This is a genomic window from Streptomyces viridiviolaceus, from assembly GCF_014650995.1.
Lineage (GTDB): Bacteria > Actinomycetota > Actinomycetes > Streptomycetales > Streptomycetaceae > Streptomyces > Streptomyces viridiviolaceus.
In genome coordinates this window covers 65,210-88,036 of record NZ_BMWA01000017.1, presented here as the reverse complement: position 1 = coordinate 88,036, position 22,827 = coordinate 65,210, and the positions used below count along the sequence as shown (strand labels likewise).

The following is a 22,827-nucleotide window of genomic DNA, read 5'->3' as shown; positions in this document are numbered from 1 at the left end:
CGTCATCCCCACGGCACGCAGCGGCGCCCCGGTGTGCTCCCGAGCGCGGGCACGTCCCCGTCCGTGCCGTATCCCCGCCCGGCGGTGACGGAGACGAATCCCGGTCCCTTCGGTGTCCGACGGACCCTCGGTCCCGTCACCGCTCGCCGTGCGCGTACCGGTGCACGGCGAGCGGCACGAACACGGCCAGCAGCAGCGCGCACCACGTCAGCGACCCGGCGACGGGGTGCGCCACCGGCCAGGCGGCCCCCTGAGGCACGGGAGCGTTGCCGAACAGGTCCCGCAGGGCCGTGGTCACCGCGCTGATCGGATTCCACTCGGCGACCGTCCGCAGCCAGCCCGGCAGCCCCTCGGCGGGGATGTACGCGTTGGACAGCAGCGGCAGGATGAAGGTCGCGCCGCCCAGCTGACCGGCGGCCTCCTCGTTGCGGGTGAGCAGCCCCAGGAAGATCCCGACCCACGTCGTCGCGAACCGGAACAGCAGTAACAGGCCGACGGCCGTCACCGCCCCGGCCGCGCTGCCTTCGACCCGCCAGCCCACCGCGAGCCCGACCAGCAGCAGCGGCACCGTCCCCGCGGCCGTGACCACGACGTCCGCCACGGACTGCCCGAGCGGCACCGCCGCCCGGCTCACCGGCAGCGTGCGCAGGCGGTCCGTCACGCCCCGGTGCGTGTCCTGGGCCGCCTGGAACATGCCGGTCATGATCCCGTTCGCGGCCGTGGCGACCAGCAGGCCCGGCAGTAGGAACGACCGGTACTGCTCGCCCGGCATCGCCAGCGCGCTGCCGAAGACGTAGCCGAAGAACAGCAGCATCGTGATCGGCATCGTCTGGGTGAGGATCAGCAGTCCGGGGTTGTTCCGCATCCGCCGCAGCTGCCGCCCCAGCATCGCGGTGCCGTCGTGCACCAGGTCGTACGCCGCTGTGCTCGTGCCGACCGCGCTCATGCCGTGAGCTCCTTGCTGTCCGTGAGGCGGAGGAAGACGTCGTCCAGGGTCGGGGGGTGCAGGCTCGCGTCCACCAGGGGCACGCCCGCCGCGTCGAGTTCGCGCACCAGGCGCGGGAGGGTCAGGGTCGGGTCCGTGCTCACCGCGCCCACGGCGCGGCGCTCGTGGTCGAGCACCGGCTCGGCGCCGGTGAGCCGGTCGAGGACGGCGGCCGCCCTCGTCATGGCGTCCGCGTCCGCGACGACCGCCTCGGCGTGCGCGCCGACCAGTGCCTTGAGCTCGGCCGGCGTTCCCGTGTGGGCGACCCGTCCCCGGTCCACCAGGGCGATGTCGTCGGCGAGCCGGTCCGCCTCCTCCAGGTACTGCGTGGTGAGCAGCACGGTCGTGCCCTCCTCCTTCAGGGAGCGCACGGCGTCCCAGATCCGGTTCCGGCTGGCCGGGTCGAGCCCGGTCGTCGGCTCGTCCAGGAACAGCACCTCGGGCCGGCGGATCAGGCTCGCGGCCAGATCCAGGCGCCGGCGCATGCCGCCCGACAGGGTGGACGCCGGCCGGTCCGCGGCCTCGGTCAGCCCGAAACGGTCGAGCAGTTCGGCGGCCCGCGCCGAGGCGTCCCGCACCCGGTGCAGCCGGGCGAACAGCCGCAGGTTCTCGCGTCCGGTGAGGTCCCCGTCGACCGACGCGTACTGCCCCGTGACGCCGATCCTGCGCCGGACGGCGGCGGCCTCCCGGACGAGGTCGTGCCCGGCGATCCGGGCCGAGCCCGCGTCCGGCCGCAGCAGCGTGGTCAGCAGCCGCACGGCCGTGGTCTTGCCCGCCCCGTTGGGCCCGAGCACCCCGCACACCGTGCCCTCGGCCACCGCGAGGTCCAGTCCTCTGACCGCGTGCACGGCGCCGAAGCGCTTCTCCAGACCCTCACTAAGTACAGCGTACGTAGTAGTCATGCGACGACCATAGCGCACTACGTACGGTGTACGTAACTAGGATGGTGGCCGAGGTGATGAACGATGGCGGGCCGAGCGGCCGTACCCGAAGTGATCTGGGAGCGCCCCGAGCGCACCGGGCGGGGGCCCAGGCCGGCCCACACCCGCGCGGACATCGCGGCCGCCGCGGTGCGGATCGCCGACGCCGAGGGCCTGGACGCCGTCTCGATGCGCCGCGTCGCCACCGAGCTGGGTTGCGGCACCATGTCGCTGTACAACTACGTCCCCCGCAAAGAAGACCTGCACGAGCTGATGGTGGACGCCGTCAGCGGTGAGCACGAGCTGTGGGAGCCGAGCGGCGACTGGCGCGCCGACCTGCTCCGGGTGGCCCGGCAGACCCGTGCGCTGATGCACCGCCACCCCTGGCTGCCGCGCCTGATGTCCCCGGTCTACGGCTTCAGCCCCAACGCCCTGCGCTACCTGGAGCACTGCCTCGCCTGCCTCGACCCGTACGACGGGCCCTACGGCACCAAGATGCAGCTGATCGCGATGGTGAACGGCGTCGTGACGACCTACGTCACCAACGAGCTCGCCACCGCCGAGCGCACCCGCTCGCTGCCCTGGTCGCAGGAGCAGGAGAACGCGGTGCGGGGCGCCTATCTGGGCCGGCAGGTCGCGAGCGGCGCCTATCCGCGGCTGGCGGCGGCCTTCACGGAGGACCCCGGGCCGATCGACCTGGAGGCGGTGTTCGAGCAGGCGCTGGCCCGGGTCCTGAACGGGTTCGCCTAGGAGGTGTCCGGGCCTACAGCAGGGCCAGCTGGCCCTCCGGTCCCTCCTCCCGGCCGTCCAGCACGGAGGCCGGCCTGCGGGCCGCCCGCGGCACCGGCAGTACGCCGGCCTCGCGCAGCTCCGCGGCCGTGATCGGCGCCGTCACCGTCAACTCCGCCCGCTCCGGCCGGAGTTCGGCGAGCAGGGCGAGGACCGTGATCAGTTCCAGCAGCTCGGAGGTCCAGATCTGCGGCCAGGTGGCCGGGCGGATCGCCGCGAGCGTGCCCGGCTCGCCCTCCGCCGTGCGGGCCGCGAACCACTGCTCCAGGACCCGTACCCCGCCCACCTCGAAGTCCCAGGCGCCGGGCGGCACCGGGGAGATTCGTCCGTCGTCCAGGTGGAGCGTCTCCTCGTCCGGGTCGTAGCGGAGGGTCAGCGGTCGTGCGGGCAGCGGGGCGCGGACGTACGGGCGACGGCCGCCGGGCAGCTTGGGACGCTCCCCGTCGCGCCGCATCAGCCACAGCGCACGGTGGCCGAGTCCGACGCCGCGGGACCACAGCTCGGGGTCGGCGGTGAGCGGGACCACGGGACCGGAGCGGACGCTCGCCACGATCCAGGCCAGGACGTCCGGCGGTTCCGGGCGCCGGCCGAGGCGGGCGGCCAGGTGGTCCAGCAGCCCGGGGGCGAGGTTCGGCTCCGCCGCGCCGGGGCGGCGGTAGAGCGGGCGGACGCGGGCGCCGAGCAACGGCAGCAACGAGGTCGCGAGGAGCCCGGGACCCGGCACCTCGGGCGTCTCCACGACGAAGACCTGCCGTTCGTCCACCACCCGCCACAGCTCGGGCCGGGCGGCGTCGATCAGCCGGTGGTCGGGGATCAGCCACTGCTCGTCGAAGGGCGCGCGCAGCACACGCACCGGCTCCGGGCACGGGCCCGAGGCGCGCACCAGCCGCTCCGTACCGCCCGAGCCGCCCGGCAGCCGCCCCACCGCCGTGCGCAGCGTCCGCGAGCGCGTGGGCTCGAACAGGGCCTCGCGCTCGGGTCCCTCTGCCTTCACCAGGGCGTCCCAGCGGGCCTTCAGGGACGCCGTGTCGGGGGCCGTCGGCCAGCCCCGGCCGAGCCGCGGCGGTGCGACGGACCACGGCATGAGGTCCGCCAGCGGCGGAGCGTCGTCGTGCGTCACGCTGGGCATCGTACGACGGTGCCCCACGGCCTCAGGTGGCATCCAGCGTGACCGTGAAGGAGAAACGGTCCCCCCGGTAGTGGATGACCGCCACGTCCAGCACCCGGCCCGCCGCGTCGTACGTGATGCCCGTGTAGTGCAGGATCGGGCTGAGCAGCGGGACCTGGAGCAGCCTGGCCGTCTCCGGGTCGGCCAGCCGGGCCTCCACGGTGTCCGTGATCCGGCTGATGTCCACGCCCACGACGTCCCGCAGCACCTTGGTCATCGGCCGGCGGGCGAGGTCGTCGGCGTCGATGCGGGCGGCCAGTTCGGGACGGAGGTAGTTGCGGGCGTGGTTGGTCGGCTCGCCCGTCTTCTCGTCGCTGCGCAACCGGTGGTACGTCGCCACCTCGGTCACGTCCGGGAAGTACTCGGCGAGTTCGGGCGGCACGGGGCCGACGCCGTGGTCCAGCAGCTCGGCCCGCATACCGGACTGCTGGGCCACGATCGCGTCCACCGAGCCCAGCAGCCGCACCGGGGACCCCCGTCTGGCGTGCGGCTCGATGAACGTGCCGCGCCGGCGGTGGCGCGTGATCAGCCCTTCGTCCTCCAGTTCCTTCAGGGCCTGCCGCATGGTCAGCACGCTCACCCCGTAGTGCCCCGCCAACTGCTCCTCCGTGGGCAGGCGCAGGGGGTCCTGGGGCGAGCGGCCCAGTATCGAGGCGCGCAGCGACTGCGAGACCTGGTACCAGAGCGGCAGCTTGCGGTTCAGGACGATGGAGTCCGGGGCGAAGGAGGTCACGGGCCATCCGTACCGGTAGGGAATCCTCAGTGCAAGGGGCGGAAGTGACGCTCCAGGCCCTGCCAGACGTCGTCGTACCGCTGCTGCAGGTGCTCGGCGCGGGCCGCCTGGGGCGTGAGGGTGACGGGCCACCGGGTCTCGAACATGAACGCCAGCCCGTCGTCGATCTTCTGCGGCTTCAGCTCGGCTGCGCTCGCGCGGTCGAACGTCTCCCGGTCCGGACCGTGCGCCGACATCATGTTGTGCAACGAGCCCCCGCCGGGCACGAAGCCCTCCGCCTTCGCGTCGTAGGCCCCCTCGATCAGGCCCATGTACTCGCTCATCACGTTCCGGTGGAAGTAGGGCGGCCGGAAGGTGTCCTCGCCCACCAGCCAGCGCGGCGCGAAGACCACGAAGTCGACGCCCGCGAGGCCGGGGGTGTCGGACGGCGAGGTGAGCACCGTGAAGACCGACGGGTCGGGGTGGTCGTAGGAGATCGTGCCGATCACGTTGAAGCGGCGCAGGTCGTAGACGTACGGCACGTGGTTGCCGTGCCAGGCGACGACGTCGAGCGGGGAGTGGTCGTAGACGGCCGTCCAGAGGTTGCCGCAGAACTTGTTGACCACCTCCACCGGGCCCTCGACGTCCTCGTACGCGGCGACCGGTGCCCGGAAGTCGCGGGCGTTCGCCAGGCCGTTGGCGCCGATCGGGCCGAGCTCGGGGAGGCGGAAGGGGGCACCGTAGTTCTCGCAGACGTAGCCGCGGGCGTCGTCGTCGAGGAGGTCCACGCGGAAGCGGACCCCGCGCGGGATCAGTGCCACATGGCCCGGCTCGGCGTGCAGCAGCCCGAACTCGGTGCGCAGCAGCAGCCCGCCGCGCTCCGGGACGATCAGGAGTTCGCCGTCGGCGTCGCTGAAGACACGCTCCATGGAGGCCGTGGCGTGGTACAGGTGCACGGCCATGCCGGTGCGCTGAGTCGCGTCGCCGTTGCCGCCGAGGGTCCACAGGCCCGCGACGAAGTCCGTCCCGGCCCCGGGCTCCGGCAGCGGGTTCCACCGGAGCCGGTTCGGGTCCGGCACGCACTGCGTGAAGGGCGCGGTCCGGATCGCGCCGTTGCCCGCGCGGGTGAACGCCGGGTGCGCGGCCGACGGCCGGACGCGGTACAGCCACGAACGCCGGTTGTCCGCCCTCGGCTCGGTGAACGCCGTGCCGCTGAGCTGCTCCGCGTACAGCCCCAGAGGCGCCCGCTGCGGCGAGTTGCGCCCCTCGGGCAGTGCGCCCGGCACGGCCTCGGAGCTGTGCTCGTTGCCGAAGCCGGACAGGTAGGCCAGCCCCTCCGCGGTCTTCCGCGCGTCCCCGCTCATGATCGCTCCCTCGCCCTCTGATTCCTATGGGACACCGTAGGATTGCGGTTTCGCGGGCGCAAGAGGTCGTACGGGGCCGTGCCCGGAACCCGACCCCAGGAGGATTCGGCCGTCGGACCCGTGTTCTAGTCTCCGGGCATGTCGTGGACGCGGAGAGCACTCGCCGCGCTCGCGGTCTGCGTCCTGGTGCTGACCGGATCGGCGGGCTGTGGCTCCAGTGGTACGGACGAACCGGGGAGCGGGAGGTCCGCCGTGCCGGCGGGCAGGCTCCTCGACGACACGGACGAGGACGGCCGGCGCTACCGGGAGGTCGACGCAGAGGGCGCGCCCGAGGTCGGCATCGAGGTGCAGCCCGGCGCCGACGGCAGCTGGGGCGTACGCCTGACCGTGCGCAACTTCCGCTTCTCGGCGGCCGGCGCCGAGGCCCGGGCCGAGGCCGGCCGGGGCGTGGCGCACCTCTTCCTCGATGGCGATCTCGTCACCCGGCTGCGCGGTCCCGAGTACCGCCTCGCCGCCCCTCTCGTGCCGCGCGGCACGCACCACGTCACGGCCCGCCTGTACGCCGACGACGGCACCGTCTGGGCCGTCGACGGCAAACCCGTCGAGAGCACGGCGGACATCACGGCGTCGGACACGGGCCCGGGGCAGAGCCCGCAGCCGACGGCCACCGGGGAGCAGGGGGAGAGCCCGGAGCCGACGGCCTCCGCAAAGCAGGGGGAGAGCCCGGAGCCGCGGGCGGTGCCGGAGTCGTTGGCCACGGTGCCGGGGAAGGTCACGCAGACGGTGGTGATCGGGGGCCGGCTGCTGCCCGAAGGCACGGAGGGCCGATGAGCCGGACGAGCCCGGTGAGCGGAGCCGGTGTCCGTTCCCGTACAGGAGGTCACAGTTCACCGGACCGCGCAGGGAAGGCATCATGAACACCGTGCCCCACGCGACCCCGCTCCGCCGTGCCCCCGTGCAGCGGCGCAGTGCCGAACGGCTGACCAGGATCCTCGACGCCTGCGCCGACCTCCTCGACGAGGTCGGTTACGACGCCCTGAGCACCAGGGCCGTGGCCCTGCGCGCGGGCGTCCCCATCGGTTCGGTGTACCGCTTCTTCGGCAACAAGCGGCAGATGGCCGACGCGCTCGCCCAGCGCAACCTGGAGCGCTACACCGAGCGCGTGACCAAGCGGCTCGAGGGGACCGGTGACGCGGGCTGGCGCGAGGCGCTGGACGCGGTGCTCGACGAGTACCTGGCGATGAAGCGGACCGCACCCGGCTTCTCCCTCGTCGACTTCGGCAACCAGATCCCGATCGGCGACCGGCACGCCGAGCCCAACCACCGCGTCGCCGAGCGGCTCACGGCCCTGCTCTCCGGCTATGTCGGCCGCCGCCCCGACGACGATCTGCGCCGCGTCTTCCTGGTCGCCGTGGAGACCGCCGACACCCTCGTCCAACTCGCCTTCCGGGTCGCCCCGGACGGGGACGAGAAGGTCATCGAGGAGGCCCGGGAGCTGCTGCGGGCGTATCTCGGGCGCGTGCTCGACTGACGGACGGGGAATTCACCGACCCGACCGCCCGTGAGACCTCCCCGACATGCCTACCGGTCGGTATGCTCGCCCGTGTCCGTGCGCCACCGTCGCCGCCGACCCCGGGAGGACCCGTGTCCCGCACCGCCCTGCGTATCTGTCCCTTGTGCGAGGCCACCTGCGGCCTGACCCTCACCGTCGACGGCACCCGGGTCACCGCCGCCCGCGGCGACCGCGACGACGTCTTCAGCCGCGGCTTCATCTGCCCCAAGGGCGCCTCCTTCGGCGCCGTCGACTCCGACCCCGACCGACTGCGCGCGCCCCTGGTACGCCGGGACGGCGAGCTGCGCGAGGCCACCTGGGAGGAGGCGTTCGACGCGGTCGCGGCGGGCATCCGGCCCGTCGTCGAGAGGCACGGACCGCACGCCGTCGGCGTCGTGCTCGGCAACCCCAACGTGCACACGGTGGCCGGCGCCCTGTACCCGCCCGTCCTGCTGGGCGCGCTCGGCACCCGCAGCCTGTTCACCGCCTCCACGGTCGACCAGATGCCCAAGCACGTCTCCAGCGGACTGCTCTACGGCGACGCGAACGCGATCCCGGTGCCCGACCTGGACCGCACCGACCACCTGCTCCTCATCGGCGCCAACCCCCTGGAGTCCAACGGCAGTCTGTGCACCGCCCCCGACTTCCCGGGCCGGCTCAAGGCGCTCAAGGCCCGCGGCGGCACTCTCACCGTCATCGACCCGCGCCGCACCCGCACGGCCCGGCTCGCCGACCGGCACGTGGCCGTCCGCCCCGGCGCCGACGCCCTGCTCCTCGCCGCGATGGCGCACGTCCTGTTCGAGGAGGACCTGGCCGACCTCGGCGCACTGGCCCCGCACGTCGAGGGCGTCGAAGAACTCGCCGCCGCCCTCGGTGACTTCACGCCCGAGGCCGTCGCCGGCTCCTGCGACGTGGACGCCGCCACGACCCGCGCCCTCGCCCGGGAACTCGCCGCCGCCCCCACCGCCGCCGTCTACGGCCGCATCGGCAGCTGCACCGTCCCGCACGGCACCCTCGCCAGCTGGCTCGTCGACGTCCTCAACATCCTCACCGGCAACCTCGACCGGCCCGGCGGCGCACTCTTCCCGCAGGCCGCCACCGACAAGACCCCGCGCCCCGCCGGGCCCGGCCGCGGCTTCGCGCTCGGCCGCTGGCGCTCCCGGGTGAGCGGGCACCCGGAGGCGAAGGGCGAACTGCCCCTGTCCGCCCTCGCCGAGGAGATCGACACCGCCACCGACGCGGGCGAGCCGGTCCGCGCGCTCGTCGCCGTCGCCGCCAACCCCGTGCTGTCCGCACCCGACGGCGACCGGCTCGACAAGGCCCTGGACTCGCTCGACTTCATGGTGAGCGTCGACCCCTACCTCAACGAGACCTCGCGTCACGCCCACGTCGTCCTGCCGCCGCCCCCGCCCGCCCAGAGCCCGCACCACGACTTCGCCTTCAACACCCTCGCCGTGCGCAACCAGGTCCGCTACACCCGCCCCGCCGTGCCGCTGGAGCCCGGCCGCATGGCCGAGACCGAGATCCTGGCCCGGCTGATCCTCGCCGCGACCGGCATGCACGGCGCCGACCCCGCCGCCGTCGACGCCATGGTCGTCGAGCAGACCCTCGGCAAGGCGGTGCGGGACCCGCACTCACCCGTGCACGGACGCGACCCCCGTGACCTGGCCGCACGGCTGACCGGCGAGAACGGCCCCGAGCGGCGGCTCGACATGATGCTGCGCCTCGGCCCCTACGGCGACGGCTTCGGCGCACGCCCCGAGGGCCTGTCGCTCCAGCGGCTGCTCGACCACCCGCACGGCATCGACCTCGGCCCGCTGCGCCCGCGCCTGCCGCAGCCGCTGAAGACCCGCAGCGGCAAGGTGGAGCTGCTCCCCGAGCCGATCGCCGGCGACCTGCCCAGGCTCCGCTCGGCCATGGACCGGCGCCCGGCCGGACTCGTCCTCGTCGGCCGCCGCCACCTGCGGTCCAACAACAGCTGGATGCACAACATCCCGGCCCTCACCGGCGGCTCCAACCGCTGCACCCTGCACATCCACCCGGAGGACGCCGAACGGCTCGGCGTACGGGACGGAGCGGCCGTACGCGTCAAGGGCGCCGGGGGAGAGGCGACCGCGCCCGCCGAGGTCACGGACACCGTCCGGCCGGGCGTGGTGAGCCTCCCGCACGGCTGGGGTCACGACCGGCCCGGAACCCGTCTGACCCACGCGGCCACCGTCCCCGGCACCAACGTCAACCAGCTCCTCGACGGCAGCCTGCTCGACCCGCTGTCGGGCAACGCGGTCCTCAACGGCGTACCCGTCGTGCTCACCCCTGTGACCTGAGCAAAGCCGTGACCTGGAGTTTTGCGCTTATTGCTCGCGTGTCAACATCTTGTTAACGCCGCTTCGCGGCACCTAACGTCGTCGCACCGCCTGCCCCGGTGGGATGTTCAAGGGCGAACGTTAGGTATCCACACATGCTGACCATCCTCGGCTTCGCCATGATCGCGACCTTCCTGGTCCTGATCATGATGAAGAAGATGTCGCCGATCGCGGCGCTCGTGCTGATTCCCGCGCTGTTCTGCGTGTTCGTCGGCAAGGGCGCCGAACTCGGCGACTACGTCATCGACGGCGTGTCCAGCCTCGCCCCCACCGCGGCGATGCTCATGTTCGCGATCGTCTACTTCGGCGTGATGATCGACGTCGGGCTGTTCGACCCGATCGTCCGGGCGATCCTGAAGTTCTGCAAGGCCGACCCGATGCGCATCGTCGTCGGCACGGCGCTGCTGGCCGCGATCGTCTCGCTGGACGGCGACGGCTCGACCACCTTCATGATCACCGTCTCGGCGATGTACCCGCTGTACAAGCGCCTGAAGATGAGCCTCGTCGTGATGACCGGCGTCGCCGCCATGGCCAACGGCGTGATGAACACCCTGCCCTGGGGCGGCCCCACCGCCCGCGCCGCCACCGCGCTGAAGGTCGACGCCACCGACATCTTCGTCCCGATGATCCCGGCCCTGGCCGTCGGTCTGCTCGCCGTGCTGGTGCTGTCGTACGTCCTCGGTCTGCGCGAGCGCAGGCGGCTGGGCACGCTGACGCTGGACGAGGTGCTGGCGGAGGAGAAGGAGACCGAGACGGTCCTGGTCGGCGCGGGCGCCGCCGGCACCGGGTCCGGCGCCGACGTGAAGGCGTCCGCGCCCGCCGCCGGCACCGGCGGCCCGGCCGGGGGCGACGCAGCCGAGGACGACTTCCAGGGCCTCGACCCGAACCGGCCCACCCTGCGCCCCAAGCTGTACTGGTTCAACGCGCTGCTCACGGTCGTCCTGCTCACCGCCATGATCATGGAACTGCTGCCGATCCCGGTGCTGTTCCTGCTCGGCGCCGCCCTCGCGCTCACCGTGAACTTCCCGCACATCCCCGACCAGAAGGCCCGGATCGCCGCCCACGCCGACAACGTGCTCAACGTCTCCGGCATGGTCTTCGCCGCCGCCGTCTTCACCGGCGTCCTGACCGGCACCGGCATGGTCGACCACATGGCCAACTGGCTGGTGGACATCATCCCCGCCGGCATGGGCCCGCACATGGGCCTCGTCACCGGCCTGCTGAGCCTGCCGCTCACCTACTTCATGTCCAACGACGGCTTCTACTTCGGCGTCCTGCCGGTGCTCGCCGAGGCCGGCCAGGCGCACGGCGTGTCCACCCTGGAGATCGCCCGCGCCTCGATCGTCGGCCAGCCGCTGCACATGTCGAGCCCGCTCGTCCCGGCTGTGTACGTCCTGGTCGGCATGGCCAAGGTGGAGTTCGGCGACCACACCCGGTTCGTGGTGAAGTGGGCCGCCCTCACGTGCCTGGTCGTCCTCGGGGCGGGCATCCTGTTCGGCATCATCTGACCTACCAGGGAGGACACGACCATGGCGCCCGGCGGGAACCGCGGCTGGCTGCTCCGCCTCGTCATCGCCTTCGGCTTCGCGCAGGGGGCGGTGTCGATGGCCCGGCCCGCCGTCTCCTACCGGGCGCTCGCGCTCGGCGCGGACGAGCGGGCGATCGGCGTGATCGCCGGCGTCTACGCGCTGCTGCCCCTGTTCGCCGCCGTCCCCCTGGGCCGGCGCACCGACCACGGCCGCTGCGCCCCGCTGCTGCCCGTCGGCGTGGTCCTGATCGCCGGCGGCTGCGCGCTGAGCGGCATCGCCGGCTCCCTGTGGGCGATGGCCCTGTGGAGCGGGGTCATGGGCCTCGGCCACCTCTGCTTCGTCATCGGCGCCCAGTCACTGGTCGCCCGCCAGTCCGCGCCGCACGAACAGGACCGCAACTTCGGCCACTTCACCATCGGCGCCTCGCTGGGCCAGCTCATCGGGCCCGTCGCGGCGGGCGCGCTGATCGGCGGTCACGACATGGCGGGCAGCAGTGCGCTCGCCCTGGTCGTCGCGGGGGCGGGCGCGGCGGTCGCGTTCACGTCGCTGTGGCGCATAGAGCACTCCACGGTGGCCGAGGCCCGTGGCGAGCGGCGCGAACGCGTGCCCGTGGGAACCATCCTGCGCGCCCGGGGCGTGCCCGCCGGCATCCTGATCAGCCTGTCCGTGCTCTCCGCGACCGACATCCTCACCGCCTACCTGCCGGTGGTCGGCGAGCACCGGGGCATCGCGCCGTCCGTGATCGGCGTGCTGCTCAGCCTGCGGGCGGCGGCCACGATCGCCTGCCGGCTGGTGCTGACGCCGCTGCTGCGGCTGCTCGGCCGCACCCTGCTGCTCACGGTGACCTGCCTGCTGGCGGCCCTGCTCTGCGCCGGCATCGCGCTGCCGGTGCCGGTGTGGGCGCTGGGGCTGATGCTCGTCGTCCTCGGCTTCTGCCTCGGGGTCGGTCAGCCGCTGTCCATGACGACCGTCGTCCAGGCGGCCCCCGACGAGGCCCGTTCCACGGCCCTCGCCCTGCGCCTGACCGGCAACCGTCTCGGACAGGTGGCCGCACCCGCCGCCGCGGGCCTGATCGCCGGAGTCGCCGGCGTGGCCGCCCCGTTCGTGATGCTCGGCGCCCTGCTGCTGTTGTCCTCTGGCATCGCGCTGCGCTCCCCGGCCGGACCGTCCGGGGGCCATCCGCCCGCCGAGGAGGGCAACCGGGCCCGGCCACTCGGCCGTACGGCCCGTTAGCGGGAGCCGGTCGGCGGCCTGGAATGATGGTGCGGACCGCACACACCACGGCGGACTCACATGCACCAGGGGGAAGCGCATGTTCCTGATCGTCCTGTCCGGCCTGCTCGTCCTCGCCGTCTTCGGATGCGTCTGCGTCGTCCGGGCGGCCCGGGGCGGCCCGCGCTGGGTGCGCGGGGTGGCGAAGGCGACCGTGCTCGCGGGCGAACTGGCGGGCCGGTCGGGCAGGTCGGGCCGAAGCCAGGGCGACGACGACTAGGCCCGGTCGTCCGGCACCTTCCCGTCGCCCGCCGTGCGGGCGGGCCCGGCGGCGCCGCCCGAGGGGCCGGCCGACCACCGTTGTGCGCGACCCGTGAGGGGTGATCACATGATCTCCGCACCGCGCACGCGGTGCGATTGCCTCATACGGAAAGCGAGTACACGGATGGCAGTGGGACGCAGAGTGTTCCTGGGCGCCTTCACCGCGGGCGCCGTCACCGTCGCGGCCGGCACGGAGGCGGCTGCGGAGGGCGAGTACACCGACTACGCCGCACCCGCCAATTTCTGGAGTACGTCGACGACCGCCTACACGGTGACCATCAACTGCGCGGCCACGTCCGGGACGGCCTCGGCGCTGAACGTGACCTCCCGGAACCCGGCCACCTCGGCCATGAACCTGTCGGGCACGGAGACCGCGCGCGGCACCCTGAAGATCTCCCACGTGGGCTACGCCGACGGCTCGGACGCCGATGCCTCCGGTCTCTCGATCGACCTCAAGACGCAGGGGACGGCCGCCCAGGGCATCTTCGTGACGGCGACCCAGGGACCGACCACGGGCTCCCTGATCGTGCTGCGCAACAACCCGGGCGTGGACGACTTCGTCGTCAAGGGGTCGGGCCGCACCGGCATAGGCGTCGGCCGCGGGGACAAGCCCCTGGCCCAGCTCCACGTGGTGCAGCGCTCCGACGCCCCGGCCGCGCTCCTGCTCGAGGGCGCGGCACGGCTCGCCGACGTCGACACCGAGCCGACCAACGCGCCCGCCGACCGCGGCGGCGGTTCCCTCTACGCCCAGAACGGCGCCCTGTACTGGAAGGGCAGCAGCGGCGTGCCCACGCGGCTGGCCCCGGCGTGAGGACGGAACCGTGGAACTGACCCCGGAGCAGCTCGTCGCCGAGTTCCAGGACGCCGTGATGGAGCTGTACTTCGCACGCAAGCGCATGGTCGCCCTGGAGGCGGAGAACGCCGAACTGAGGGCGCGGCTCGCGTCACTCGAGCAGAAGGCCGTGGTCGAGCAGGAGGGCAACGGATGAGGTGAGCGGCGTCGGGCCGGTTGCCGCGACCGTCGTCCGGGCAGGGTGAGGTGTGCCATGGAGGCCGCCCCTGGTGCCGGAAAACTAACAGCGCTAGTTTGGGGGCCGGACGACGAGGCCCGCCCGGGAGGAACGCGATGAAGGCACACGACGGCATGTACATCGACGGAGCCTGGCGGCCCGCCGACGGCCGGGACACGATCGACGTCGTTAACCCGGCCGACGAGCAGGTGATCGGCAAGGTCCCCGCCGGCAGCGCCCTGGACGTCGACGCCGCCGTACGGGCCGCCCGCGCCGCCCTCCCGGGCTGGGCCGCCACCCCGCCCGCGGAACGGGCCGCGCGGCTGGCCGCCCTGCGGGACGTGCTGGTGGCCCGCAAGGACGAGATCGCGCGGACGGTCACCGCCGAACTGGGCTCCCCGCTGAAGTTCTCGCAGGCCGTGCACGCCGCCGCCCCCATCGCGGTGGCCGGTTCGTACGCCGAGCTGGCGGCGACGTACGCCTTCGAGGAGAAGGTCGGCAACTCCGTCGTCCACCACGAGCCGATCGGCGTGGTGGGCGCCATCACCCCCTGGAACTACCCCCTCCACCAGATCGTCGCCAAGGTCGCCCCGGCGCTCGCGGCCGGCTGCACCATCGTGCTGAAGCCCGCCGAGGACACCCCGCTCACCGCCCAGCTCTTCGCCGAGGTGGTGCACGAGGCCGGCGTCCCCGCGGGCGTCTTCAACCTGGTGACCGGCCTCGGCCCGGTCGCCGGCCAGGCCCTCGCCGAGCACCCCGGCGTCGACCTGGTCTCCTTCACCGGTTCCACGGCCGTGGGCCGGCGGATCGGAGCGACCGCCGGTGCGGCCGTCAAGAAGGTCGCCCTCGAACTGGGCGGCAAGTCCGCCAACGTCATCCTCCCGAGCGCCGACCTGGCCAAGGCCGTGAACGTCGGCGTCGCCAACGTCATGTCCAACTCCGGTCAGACGTGCAGCGCCTGGACCCGCATGCTGGTCCACCGCGACCAGTACGACGCGGCCGTGGAGCTGGCCGCCGAGGCCGCCGCGAAGTACGGCGACCGGATCGGCCCGGTCGTCAACGCCAAGCAGCAGCAGCGGGTGCTCGGTTACGTCGAGAAGGGCGTCGCCGAGGGCGCCCGCCTCGTCGCGGGCGGCAGCGAACCCCCGCGCGAGCAGGGATACTTCGTCAGCCCCACGGTCTTCGCCGACGTGACCGAGGAGATGACCATCGCCCAGGAGGAGATCTTCGGCCCCGTCCTGTCCATCCTCCGCTACGAGGACGAGGAGGACGCCCTGCGGATCGCCAACGGCACGGTGTACGGTCTCGCCGGCGCCGTGTGGGCCGGGGACGAGGCGGAGGCGGTCGCCTTCGCCCGCCGCATGGACACCGGCCAGGTCGACATCAACGGCGGCCGCTTCAACCCGCTGGCACCCTTCGGCGGGTACAAGCAGTCCGGCGTGGGCCGCGAACTGGGCCTGCACGGCCTGTCCGAGTACCTCCAGACCAAGTCCCTCCAGTTCTAGGAGAGTTGCTGCCGTCATGGCTGTCCGCGCCGCCGTCGTACCCGCCGTGGGATCCCCGCTGGAGATCACCGACATCGACCTGCCGGAGCCCGGTCCCGGCCAGGTCCGTGTCAAGCTCGCCGCCGCCGGGGTCTGCCACTCCGACCTGTCGCTGTCCAACGGCACCATGCGCGTGCCCGTACCCGCCGTCCTCGGCCACGAGGGCGCGGGCACGGTCCTCGCCGTCGGCGAGGGCGTCGCACACGTCGCCCCCGGCGACGGCGTCGTCCTCAACTGGGCCCCGTCCTGCGGCGCCTGCCACGCCTGCTCGCTCGGCGAGGTCTGGCTGTGCGCCGGCGCCCTGGCCGGCGCCGCCGCCGTGCACGCCCGCCGCAGCGACGACGGCACCGATCTGCACCCCGGCCTGAACGTCGCCGCGTTCGCCGAGGAGACCGTGGTGTCCGCGTCCTGCGTCCTGCCCGTCCCGGACGGCGTCCCGCTCACCGACGCGGCCCTGCTCGGCTGCGCCGTCCTGACCGGCTACGGTGCCGTCCACCACTCGGCGCAGGTCCGGCCGGGCGAGACGGTGGCGGTGTTCGGCGTCGGGGGAGTGGGCCTGGCCACGCTCCAGTCGGCCCGGATCGCGGGCGCCTCGACGATCGTCGCGGTCGACGTCTCCCCGCAGAAGGAGGCACTGGCCCGCGCCGCCGGCGCCACCGACTACCTCGTCGCCTCCGACACCACCGCCCGCGAGATCCGCGCCCTCACCGGCAAGCAGGGCGTCGACGTGGCCGTCGAGTGCGTCGGCCGCGCCGCGACCATCCGCACCGCCTGGGACTCCACCCGGCGCGGCGGACGCACCACGGTGGTCGGCATCGGCGGCAAGGACCAGCAGGTCACCTTCAACGCCCTGGAGATCTTCCACTGGGGCCGCACCCTGTCCGGCTGCGTGTACGGCAACGCCGACCCGGCGCGCGACCTGCCGGTGATCGCCGAGCACGTACGCGCCGGGCGCCTGGACCTGGGCGCCCTGGTGACGGAGCGCATCGCCCTGGACGGCATCCCGGCGGCGTTCGAGAACATGCTGGCGGGCAAGGGCGGCCGGGCCCTGGTGGTGTTCCAGGAGGACACCCCCTAGGACCGGCCCGCACGCGTCCGGTGCGGCTTCGGAGCCTCCTCCGGGGCCGCCGCCCGGCTCCTGGACCGGGACACCGCCACGCCCGCCAGGCACAGGGCGCCGCCCGCCAGGGTGAGCGGCCCCGGTACCTCGTCGAGCACCAGCCACGACATCAGGACGACGAGGGCGGGCACGGCGTACGTGGTGGCGCCCATGCGGCCGGCCGTCGTGCGGGCCAGCGCGTACGCCCACGTCGTGAACGCCAGCGCGGTCGGGAACACGCCCAGGTAGACCATGTTGAGCGTGGCGGAGAGCGGTGCGTCGGCGGCCTCGTGCACGAGCTGTCCGCCGAACGGCAGGCACACCACCGCCCCGACCAGGCACCCGAATGTCGTCACCTGCAACGCGCTCGCCTGCGCCAGAGCCGGCTTCTGAGCGACGACCCCGCCCGCGTACGCCACGGCGGCCAGCAGACACAGCACCACCCCGAGCAGCGAGGAACCGCCCCCGCCCGACATCGACAGGCCCACGGTCACCGCGCCGGCGAACGACACCGCCATCCCCGCCACCAGCCGCGGCGGCAGCGCGTCCCCGAGCAGCCGGGCACCCAGCAGGGCGATGAGGATCGGCCCGACGTTCACCACCAGCGCCGCCGTACCGGCGTCCACCTGCTGCTCGCCCCAGTTCAGCACGACCATGTAGAAGCCGAACCACAGCAGCCCCGATATCGCGATCCCCCGCCAGGCCGGGCGCGGCGGCCACCCCTCCCGGCGCAGCAGGCAGATGACCCCCAGCGTCAGGGCGCCCGACAGCAGCCGTCCGAGCGCCAGCGCGCCCGGCGAGTAGGCCTCGCCCGCGCTGCGGATCGAGACGAAGGCGGAGGCCCACAGGACGACGGTGACGGTGGCCGCACCGGCGGCGAGCAGGTGCGGACGACGGGACGGGGCGGGGCTCATCATGCTCCACAGGCTAGGAACGGAAAGGGACGGGGACCGGCGGGTTTCGGACGGGACGGCGGTGCTCAGCGCAGCGTCGCCGGGTCGATGCCCAGCAGCTCGGACAGCGCTTCCTCGCCGGCCGCCGTCACCTTCACCGCCCGCTCGGAGCCGATGCGCACGCACCAGCCCGCCTCCAGCGTGTGCCGGCACAGGGCGGCGCCCGCGACGCCCGCGAGGTGGGGGCGGCGTTCGGTCCAGTCCAGGCAGGCGCGGGCGAGCGGGCGACGGCCGGTGCGGGCGAGCCGGATGCCGGCCGTGTCGAACCAGGCGAGCCCCGCGTCCGTGAGGGCGAAACCGGTGTCCTGCCGCAGCAGCCCGCGCTCGCTCAGCGCGTCGGTGACCGCGATCCCGAGCCGCCCGGCCAGATGGTCGTAGCAGGTGCGTCCGCGGGCCATCGCCGACCCGGCGGTGGACTCGCGCAGGGTGCGCGGACGCCGGGCGGCCTCGGGCGCGACCTGCGCGGCCAGCTCCTCCACCAGTTGCGCGACCCGGGCGTCGGCCAGCCGCACGTAGCGGTGCCGTCCCTGCCGCTCCTCGGCGAGCAGGCCGCCCGCGACGAGCTTGCCCAAGTGCTCGCTCAGCGTCGACGCGGCGACGCCCGCGTGCCGGGCCAGCTCACCGGCGGTCCAGGCCCGCCCGTCCAGCAGCGCCAGCAGACAGGCGGCCCGGGTCTCGTCGGCGATCAGCCCGGCCAGCCGCGCGAGCCCGGGGGCTGCGGCATCCCTGGTGGTGGTCATGCTCCCCAGGATGCGCCACGGACCGTTCGGTCCCGGCCGAAGTGTCCGGGCTAGCGTTCCTCCCGCAGCTGCTCGAACTGCTGCGCGAGCCCGTCCAGCAGTGCCGTCAGTCCGGTCTCGAAGGCCCGCTGGTCGATCTTGTCCTGCTGCTCGGCCAGTAGGTGGGCCTGCCCGAGGTGCGGGTAGTCGGCGGGGTCGTAGGCGCTCGCGTCGTCCACGAAGCCCCGGGCGAAGGAGCCGAGCGCGGAGCCCATGACGAAGTACCGCATCAGCGCGCCGATGGACGTGGCCTGCGCCGGGGGCCAGCCCGCGTCGACCATCGCGCCGTAGACGGCGTCCGCGAGGCGCAGTGCGGCCGGGCGTCGGCCGGGCCCGTGGGCGAGGACCGGGACGATGTTGGGGTGGTCGCGCAGGGCGGCCCGGTAGGAGACGGCCCAGTCGTGCAGCGCGGTCCGCCACTCCCGGCCGTCCTCGAACATCGACAGGTCGACCTGGGCGCTCACCGAGTCGGCGACCGCCTCCAGGATCTCGTCCTTGGTGCGGAAGTGGTTGTAGAGCGAGGGTCCGCTGACCCCCAGCTCCGCCGCGAGCCGGCGGGTGGAGACGGCCGTGAGGCCCTCCGCGTCCACCAGCGCGCGGGCCGTCTCGACGATCCGGTCGGTGCTGAGCAGGGGCTTGCGCGGTCGGGCCATGGCGCACATAGTAGGGCTGCGGCTCTAAACTAGCAGTGCTAATTTAAATGTCCGGCTTTCAAGGACGGCTGCCGAGCCCAGTCGTCGACCGTTCGCTACCTGTGGGGTGACCCGTCATGAACCTGGAGCTCAGCGAGGAGCAGACCGCCGTGCGGCGGCTCGCCCGGGACTTCGTCGAGCGCGAGATCGCCCCCCACGTCGTCGCCTGGGACCGGGCCGAGGAGGTCGACCGGGCCGTCGTGAAGAAGCTGGGCGAGGTCGGCTTCCTCGGCCTGACGATCGACGAGGAGTACGGCGGGTCCGGCGGCGACCACCTCGCTTACTGCCTGGTGACGGAGGAACTGGGCCGCGGCGACTCGTCCGTGCGCGGCATCGTGTCCGTCTCCCTCGGCCTGGTCGCCAAGACGATCGCCGCCTGGGGCGACGAGGAGCAGAAGCGGCGCTGGCTGCCGGGGCTCACCTCCGGCGAGTACGTCGGCTGCTTCGGCCTCACCGAGCCCGGCACCGGCTCCGACGCCGGGAACCTCTCCACCCGCGCGGTACGCGACGGCGACGACTACGTGATCAACGGCGCCAAGATGTTCATCACCAACGGCACCTGGGCCGACGTCGTGCTGCTCTTCGCCCGCTCCACGGACGCCCCCGGCCACAAGGGGGTCTCCGCCTTCCTGGTGCCGACCGACACCCCCGGCCTGACCCGCCGCACCGTCCACGGCAAGCTCGGGCTGCGCGGGCAGGCCACCGCCGAGCTGGTGCTGGAGGACGTGCGCGTGCCCGCCTCGGCGATGCTGGCCCCCGAGGGCAAGGGCTTCTCGGTCGCCATGTCCGCCCTCGCCAAGGGGCGGATGTCGGTCGCCGCGGGCTGCGTCGGCATAGCCCAGGCCGCGCTGGACGCGGCCGTGACGTACGCCGGCGAGCGCGAGCAGTTCGGGAAGACCATCGCCCACCACCAGCTGGTGCAGGAGCTGATCAGCGACATCGCCGTCGACGTGGACGCGGCCCGGCTGCTGACCTGGCGGGTCGCCGACCTGATCGACCGCGGGCTGCCCTTCGCGGTGGAGTCCTCCAAGGCCAAGCTGTTCGCCTCCGAGGCCGCCGTGCGCGCCGCGAACAACGCCCTGCAGGTCTTCGGCGGCTACGGCTACATCGACGAGTACCCGGCGGGCAAGCTGCTGCGCGACGCGCGCGTGATGACCCTCTACGAGGGCACCAGTCAGATCCAGAAGCTGGTCATCGGGCGGGCGCTGACGGGGGTTTCGGCCTTCTGACCGCCGAGGGCTCGATGGCGTCCGGACTGAGTACCCGAACTGAGTATCCCGGCGGATGTGGTCCCGGCCACATCCGCCGAAGCTGTCCCCATGAGTGACACACCGGTCAAGCAGCAGAGCACAGCGGCCTTCTACGGGCAGGCCGTCGCGTCGTTCACGGTGGCCATGGCCGCCACCGCCATCGGCATCGTCAAACTGGAGGCCGACGCGTGGGTGCGCGCCTTCCTCGGCATCGCCGTCCTCTACCTCGTCACCTCCGCCTTCACCCTGGCCAAGATCATCCGGGACCGTCAGGAGGCCGGGCAGATCGTGAGCCGCGTCGACCAGGCGCGGGTGGAGAAGCTGCTCGCCGAGCACGACCCCTTCCAGAAGCTGGGCTGACGTACGCCGCCGGACGGGCGCTCTAAGCGCTCGCTCACCTTCGGCGGTATGGTGGAGCTCCTGTCACCGAGAGGGGCGAAGAAGCGATGAGTACGGCGGCGGAGACGACGGGCGGCGACATCGAGCCGTGGGAAGAGGTCACGCCCGACGCGGCCCGGCGGCTGCTGGTCGCCGCCGTGGAGGCCTTCGCCGAGCGCGGGTACCACGCCACGACGACCCGTGACATCGCCGGGCGCGCCGGTATGAGCCCCGCCGCGCTCTACATCCACTACAAGACCAAGGAAGAGCTGCTCCACCGCATCAGCCGGATCGGCCACGACAGGGCGCTCGGCATCCTGCGGACGGCGGCCCGGGGCGAGGGCAGTGCCACCGAGCGGCTCGCCGACGCCGTCAGCTCCTTCGTCCGCTGGCACGCCGGGCGGCGCACCACGGCCCGGGTGGTGCAGTACGAGCTGGACGCGCTCGGGCCGGAGGCCCGCGCCGAGATCGTCGCGCTGCGCCGTCAGTGCGACGCCGAGGTGCGCGGGATCATCGAGGAGGGCATGGCCTCGGGCGAGTTCGAGGTGCGGGACGTGCAGGGCACGACGCTCGCGGTGCTCTCGCTCTGCATCGACGTCGCCCGCTGGTTCAACGTGAACGGCCCCCGGACACCCGACGAGGTCGGTGCGCTCTACGCCGACCTCGTGCTGCGGATGGTGGGGGCCGAGGACGCGGGCGCCGCACAGCGGTAGCGGTGCCCGCGACGGCCTCAGAGGTAGTAGCGCGAGACGGATTCGGCGACGCAGACCGGCTTGTCGCCGCCCTCCCGCTCCACGGTGAAGGCGACGGACACCTGGACCCCGCCCTTGACGTCCTCGACGCCCGTGATCGTCGCCGTGGCGCGCAGGCGCGAGCCGACCGGGACGGGGGCGGGGAAGCGGACCTTGTTGGTGCCGTAGTTGACCCCCATCTTCACGCCCTCGACCTTGATCAGCTGCGGTCCGAACAGCGGGAGCAGCGACAGGGTCAGATAGCCGTGCGCGATGGTGGTGCCGAACGGGCCCGCGGCGGCCTTCTCCGGGTCCACGTGGATCCACTGGTGGTCGCCGGTGGCCTCCGCGAACAGGTCGATCCGCTTCTGGTCGACGTCCAGCCAGTCGGTGTGACCCAACTGCTCGCCCACCGCCGCCTTCAGGTCGTCGGCGGACGTGAAGATCCTCGGCTCTGCCATGTCCCGGCCTCTCTGCTCGCCCAATCTAAGCGACTGCTTAGCATGCTCGCCCGCGAAGCCGATGTCAACGGACCGGAGGAGTGACGGGGTAGGTAGGGTTCGAGGAGTGCCCCAGATTCCCGAGAAGATCCACGAGCTCACGGTCGGCCAGCTCGCCGCGCGCAGCGGCGCCGCCGTCTCCGCCCTGCACTTCTACGAGTCCAAGGGCTTGATCAGCAGCCGCCGCACCTCGGGCAACCAACGCCGGTTCAGCCGTGACACGCTGCGCCGGGTGGCCTTCGTGCGGGCGGCCCAGCGGGTCGGAATCCCGCTGGCCACGATCCGCGAGGCGCTCGCCGAACTGCCCGAGGGCCGCACGCCCACACGGGACGACTGGGCCCGGCTCTCCGAGGCCTGGCGCTCCGAACTCGACGAACGCATCAAGCAGCTGAACCGTCTGCGCGACCACCTCACCGACTGCATCGGCTGCGGCTGTCTGTCCCTGGACACCTGCGTCCTGTCCAACCCGGACGACATCTCCGGCGACCGCCTCACCGGCTCCCGCCTGATGGTGGAGCGGGGCGCAGCCGCCGCCCGCGCCGCCCGCACACCGAAGACGGACTGCTGCGACTGAACGGACCACCGGCCCTCTGCGGGCCGCGAGTTCCGGCCCTCCGGCCGACCGCGGCCCGGCCGCCGGCGTGCGGGGCTGCGGCGGTCGGTGGCTGTCCGGTCGTGTGCTGCGTTCCCGGCGGATGGTGGCTGTCCCGTACCGCGTCGCGTGCCGTCGGCTGGGTGCGGCCGGACGGCATCCTGCGCGTCGGTGTCCTGGCGTCGGGCGCGGACACGGTGGGTGCCGTGCCGGATGCCGCCGGCCCTGCTGGGCCGGCTCAACTGGGCCGGACCCGGCCGACGGTGCGGAGCGGGCTGTCGCGTGCCGTCGGCTGGGTGTGGCCGGACGGCATCCTGCGCGTCGGTGTCCTGGCGTCGGGCGCGGACACGGTGGGTGCCGTGCCGGATGCCGCCGGCCCTGCTG

At 73.2% G+C, this 22,827-nt stretch carries 25 protein-coding genes; 16 read left to right on the top strand and 9 right to left on the bottom strand.

What is annotated here, in order from left to right; all coding sequences use genetic code 11:
• Nucleotides 1-136: 136 nt before the first annotated feature.
• Complete coding sequence (locus IE260_RS24890; protein WP_189875556.1) at nucleotides 137-946, bottom strand: ABC transporter permease; 810 nt, start codon at nucleotides 944-946, stop codon at nucleotides 137-139.
• Nucleotides 943-1,887 carry an ATP-binding cassette domain-containing protein gene (locus IE260_RS24885; RefSeq protein WP_189875554.1) on the bottom strand — a complete coding sequence of 315 codons (945 nt, stop codon included), beginning with the start codon at nucleotides 1,885-1,887 and terminating at the stop codon, nucleotides 943-945. The genes IE260_RS24890 and IE260_RS24885 overlap by 4 nt, the downstream gene beginning before the upstream one ends.
• A 63-nt stretch (nucleotides 1,888-1,950) precedes the next feature.
• On the opposite strand from IE260_RS24885, the gene IE260_RS24880 reads away from it, so the two are divergent.
• Complete coding sequence (locus tag IE260_RS24880; RefSeq protein WP_189875552.1) at nucleotides 1,951-2,655, top strand: TetR/AcrR family transcriptional regulator; 705 nt, start codon at nucleotides 1,951-1,953, stop codon at nucleotides 2,653-2,655.
• Nucleotides 2,656-2,668: 13 nt separating this feature from the next.
• Here the strand turns inward: IE260_RS24880 and IE260_RS24875 are convergent, their stop codons facing one another.
• From IE260_RS24875 to hmgA, 3 genes are read right to left on the bottom strand one after another with little or no spacing between them, the layout of a single operon-like run.
• Entirely contained in the window at nucleotides 2,669-3,823 is a 1,155-nt protein-coding gene (locus tag IE260_RS24875; protein WP_189875550.1) for a type ISP restriction/modification enzyme, read from the bottom strand.
• A 22-nt stretch (nucleotides 3,824-3,845) separates the two neighbouring features.
• Nucleotides 3,846-4,595 (bottom strand): GntR family transcriptional regulator, encoded by a 750-nt coding sequence (locus IE260_RS24870; protein WP_189875548.1) that lies wholly within the window; start codon nucleotides 4,593-4,595, stop codon nucleotides 3,846-3,848.
• A 26-nt stretch (nucleotides 4,596-4,621) separates the two neighbouring features.
• Nucleotides 4,622-5,938: a homogentisate 1,2-dioxygenase gene (gene hmgA / locus IE260_RS24865; protein WP_189875547.1), complete on the bottom strand. Its 1,317-nt coding sequence runs from the start codon at nucleotides 5,936-5,938 to the stop codon at nucleotides 4,622-4,624.
• A gap of 138 nt (nucleotides 5,939-6,076) precedes the next feature.
• Between hmgA and IE260_RS24860 the strand changes: the two genes are divergently transcribed.
• The 10 genes from IE260_RS24860 to IE260_RS24815 all read left to right on the top strand — a co-directional run bounded on the left by IE260_RS24860 (nucleotide 6,077) and on the right by IE260_RS24815 (nucleotide 16,547).
• Entirely contained in the window at nucleotides 6,077-6,769 is a 693-nt protein-coding gene (locus tag IE260_RS24860; protein WP_229881201.1) for a hypothetical protein, read from the top strand.
• 82 nt (nucleotides 6,770-6,851) lie between these two features.
• Nucleotides 6,852-7,469, top strand: a complete 618-nt coding sequence (locus IE260_RS24855) for a TetR/AcrR family transcriptional regulator (RefSeq protein WP_189875545.1) — start codon at nucleotides 6,852-6,854, stop codon at nucleotides 7,467-7,469.
• 113 nt (nucleotides 7,470-7,582) lie between these two features.
• A complete protein-coding gene (locus IE260_RS24850; RefSeq protein ID WP_189875543.1) occupies nucleotides 7,583-9,814 on the top strand; it encodes a molybdopterin oxidoreductase family protein in 2,232 nt (743 codons plus the stop codon).
• Nucleotides 9,815-9,948: 134 nt separating this feature from the next.
• Nucleotides 9,949-11,361 carry a CitMHS family transporter gene (locus IE260_RS24845; RefSeq protein ID WP_189875541.1) on the top strand — a complete coding sequence of 471 codons (1,413 nt, stop codon included), beginning with the start codon at nucleotides 9,949-9,951 and terminating at the stop codon, nucleotides 11,359-11,361.
• A gap of 21 nt (nucleotides 11,362-11,382) precedes the next feature.
• Entirely contained in the window at nucleotides 11,383-12,615 is a 1,233-nt protein-coding gene (locus IE260_RS24840; protein WP_189875539.1) for an MFS transporter, read from the top strand.
• 79 nt (nucleotides 12,616-12,694) lie between these two features.
• Nucleotides 12,695-12,874: a hypothetical protein gene (locus IE260_RS24835; RefSeq protein ID WP_189875537.1), complete on the top strand. Its 180-nt coding sequence runs from the start codon at nucleotides 12,695-12,697 to the stop codon at nucleotides 12,872-12,874.
• A gap of 165 nt (nucleotides 12,875-13,039) precedes the next feature.
• Entirely contained in the window at nucleotides 13,040-13,726 is a 687-nt protein-coding gene (locus IE260_RS24830; protein ID WP_189875535.1) for a hyaluronoglucosaminidase, read from the top strand.
• A 10-nt stretch (nucleotides 13,727-13,736) separates the two neighbouring features.
• Entirely contained in the window at nucleotides 13,737-13,904 is a 168-nt protein-coding gene (locus tag IE260_RS24825; RefSeq protein ID WP_189875533.1) for a hypothetical protein, read from the top strand.
• A 137-nt stretch (nucleotides 13,905-14,041) separates the two neighbouring features.
• Nucleotides 14,042-15,430, top strand: coding sequence for an aldehyde dehydrogenase family protein (locus IE260_RS24820; RefSeq protein WP_189875531.1), 1,389 nt, complete (start codon nucleotides 14,042-14,044; stop codon nucleotides 15,428-15,430).
• A gap of 16 nt (nucleotides 15,431-15,446) precedes the next feature.
• A complete protein-coding gene (locus IE260_RS24815; RefSeq protein ID WP_189875530.1) occupies nucleotides 15,447-16,547 on the top strand; it encodes a Zn-dependent alcohol dehydrogenase in 1,101 nt (366 codons plus the stop codon).
• Here IE260_RS24815 and IE260_RS24810 read toward each other — a convergent pair.
• The 3 genes from IE260_RS24810 to IE260_RS24800 all read right to left on the bottom strand — a co-directional run bounded on the left by IE260_RS24810 (nucleotide 16,544) and on the right by IE260_RS24800 (nucleotide 18,953).
• Nucleotides 16,544-17,482 carry a DMT family transporter gene (locus IE260_RS24810; RefSeq protein ID WP_189875706.1) on the bottom strand — a complete coding sequence of 313 codons (939 nt, stop codon included), beginning with the start codon at nucleotides 17,480-17,482 and terminating at the stop codon, nucleotides 16,544-16,546. The two genes, IE260_RS24815 and IE260_RS24810, sit on opposite strands and share 4 nt — an antisense overlap.
• 65 nt (nucleotides 17,483-17,547) lie before the next feature.
• Nucleotides 17,548-18,261 carry an ArsR/SmtB family transcription factor gene (locus IE260_RS24805; protein WP_189875528.1) on the bottom strand — a complete coding sequence of 238 codons (714 nt, stop codon included), beginning with the start codon at nucleotides 18,259-18,261 and terminating at the stop codon, nucleotides 17,548-17,550.
• A 50-nt stretch (nucleotides 18,262-18,311) separates the two neighbouring features.
• Complete coding sequence (locus tag IE260_RS24800; RefSeq protein ID WP_189875526.1) at nucleotides 18,312-18,953, bottom strand: TetR/AcrR family transcriptional regulator; 642 nt, start codon at nucleotides 18,951-18,953, stop codon at nucleotides 18,312-18,314.
• 116 nt (nucleotides 18,954-19,069) lie between these two features.
• On the opposite strand from IE260_RS24800, the gene IE260_RS24795 reads away from it, so the two are divergent.
• From IE260_RS24795 to IE260_RS24785, 3 genes are all read left to right on the top strand, one after another.
• A complete protein-coding gene (locus IE260_RS24795) occupies nucleotides 19,070-20,221 on the top strand; it encodes an acyl-CoA dehydrogenase family protein (protein ID WP_189875523.1) in 1,152 nt (383 codons plus the stop codon).
• A 90-nt stretch (nucleotides 20,222-20,311) separates the two neighbouring features.
• Nucleotides 20,312-20,602 (top strand): YiaA/YiaB family inner membrane protein, encoded by a 291-nt coding sequence (locus IE260_RS24790; RefSeq protein WP_189875521.1) that lies wholly within the window; start codon nucleotides 20,312-20,314, stop codon nucleotides 20,600-20,602.
• An 86-nt stretch (nucleotides 20,603-20,688) separates the two neighbouring features.
• Nucleotides 20,689-21,333 (top strand): TetR/AcrR family transcriptional regulator, encoded by a 645-nt coding sequence (locus IE260_RS24785; protein ID WP_189875519.1) that lies wholly within the window; start codon nucleotides 20,689-20,691, stop codon nucleotides 21,331-21,333.
• Between the two features lie 17 nt (nucleotides 21,334-21,350).
• Here IE260_RS24785 and IE260_RS24780 read toward each other — a convergent pair whose 3' ends face one another.
• Nucleotides 21,351-21,812: a MaoC family dehydratase gene (locus IE260_RS24780; protein WP_189875517.1), complete on the bottom strand. Its 462-nt coding sequence runs from the start codon at nucleotides 21,810-21,812 to the stop codon at nucleotides 21,351-21,353.
• A 106-nt stretch (nucleotides 21,813-21,918) separates the two neighbouring features.
• On the opposite strand from IE260_RS24780, the gene soxR reads away from it, so the two are divergent.
• Both soxR and IE260_RS41880 read left to right on the top strand, forming a co-directional pair.
• Complete coding sequence (gene soxR / locus IE260_RS24775; protein WP_189875515.1) at nucleotides 21,919-22,425, top strand: redox-sensitive transcriptional activator SoxR; 507 nt, start codon at nucleotides 21,919-21,921, stop codon at nucleotides 22,423-22,425.
• Nucleotides 22,426-22,526: 101 nt separating this feature from the next.
• The coding region (locus IE260_RS41880; protein WP_229881198.1) for a hypothetical protein at nucleotides 22,527-22,827 on the top strand (301 nt) is incomplete at its 3' end.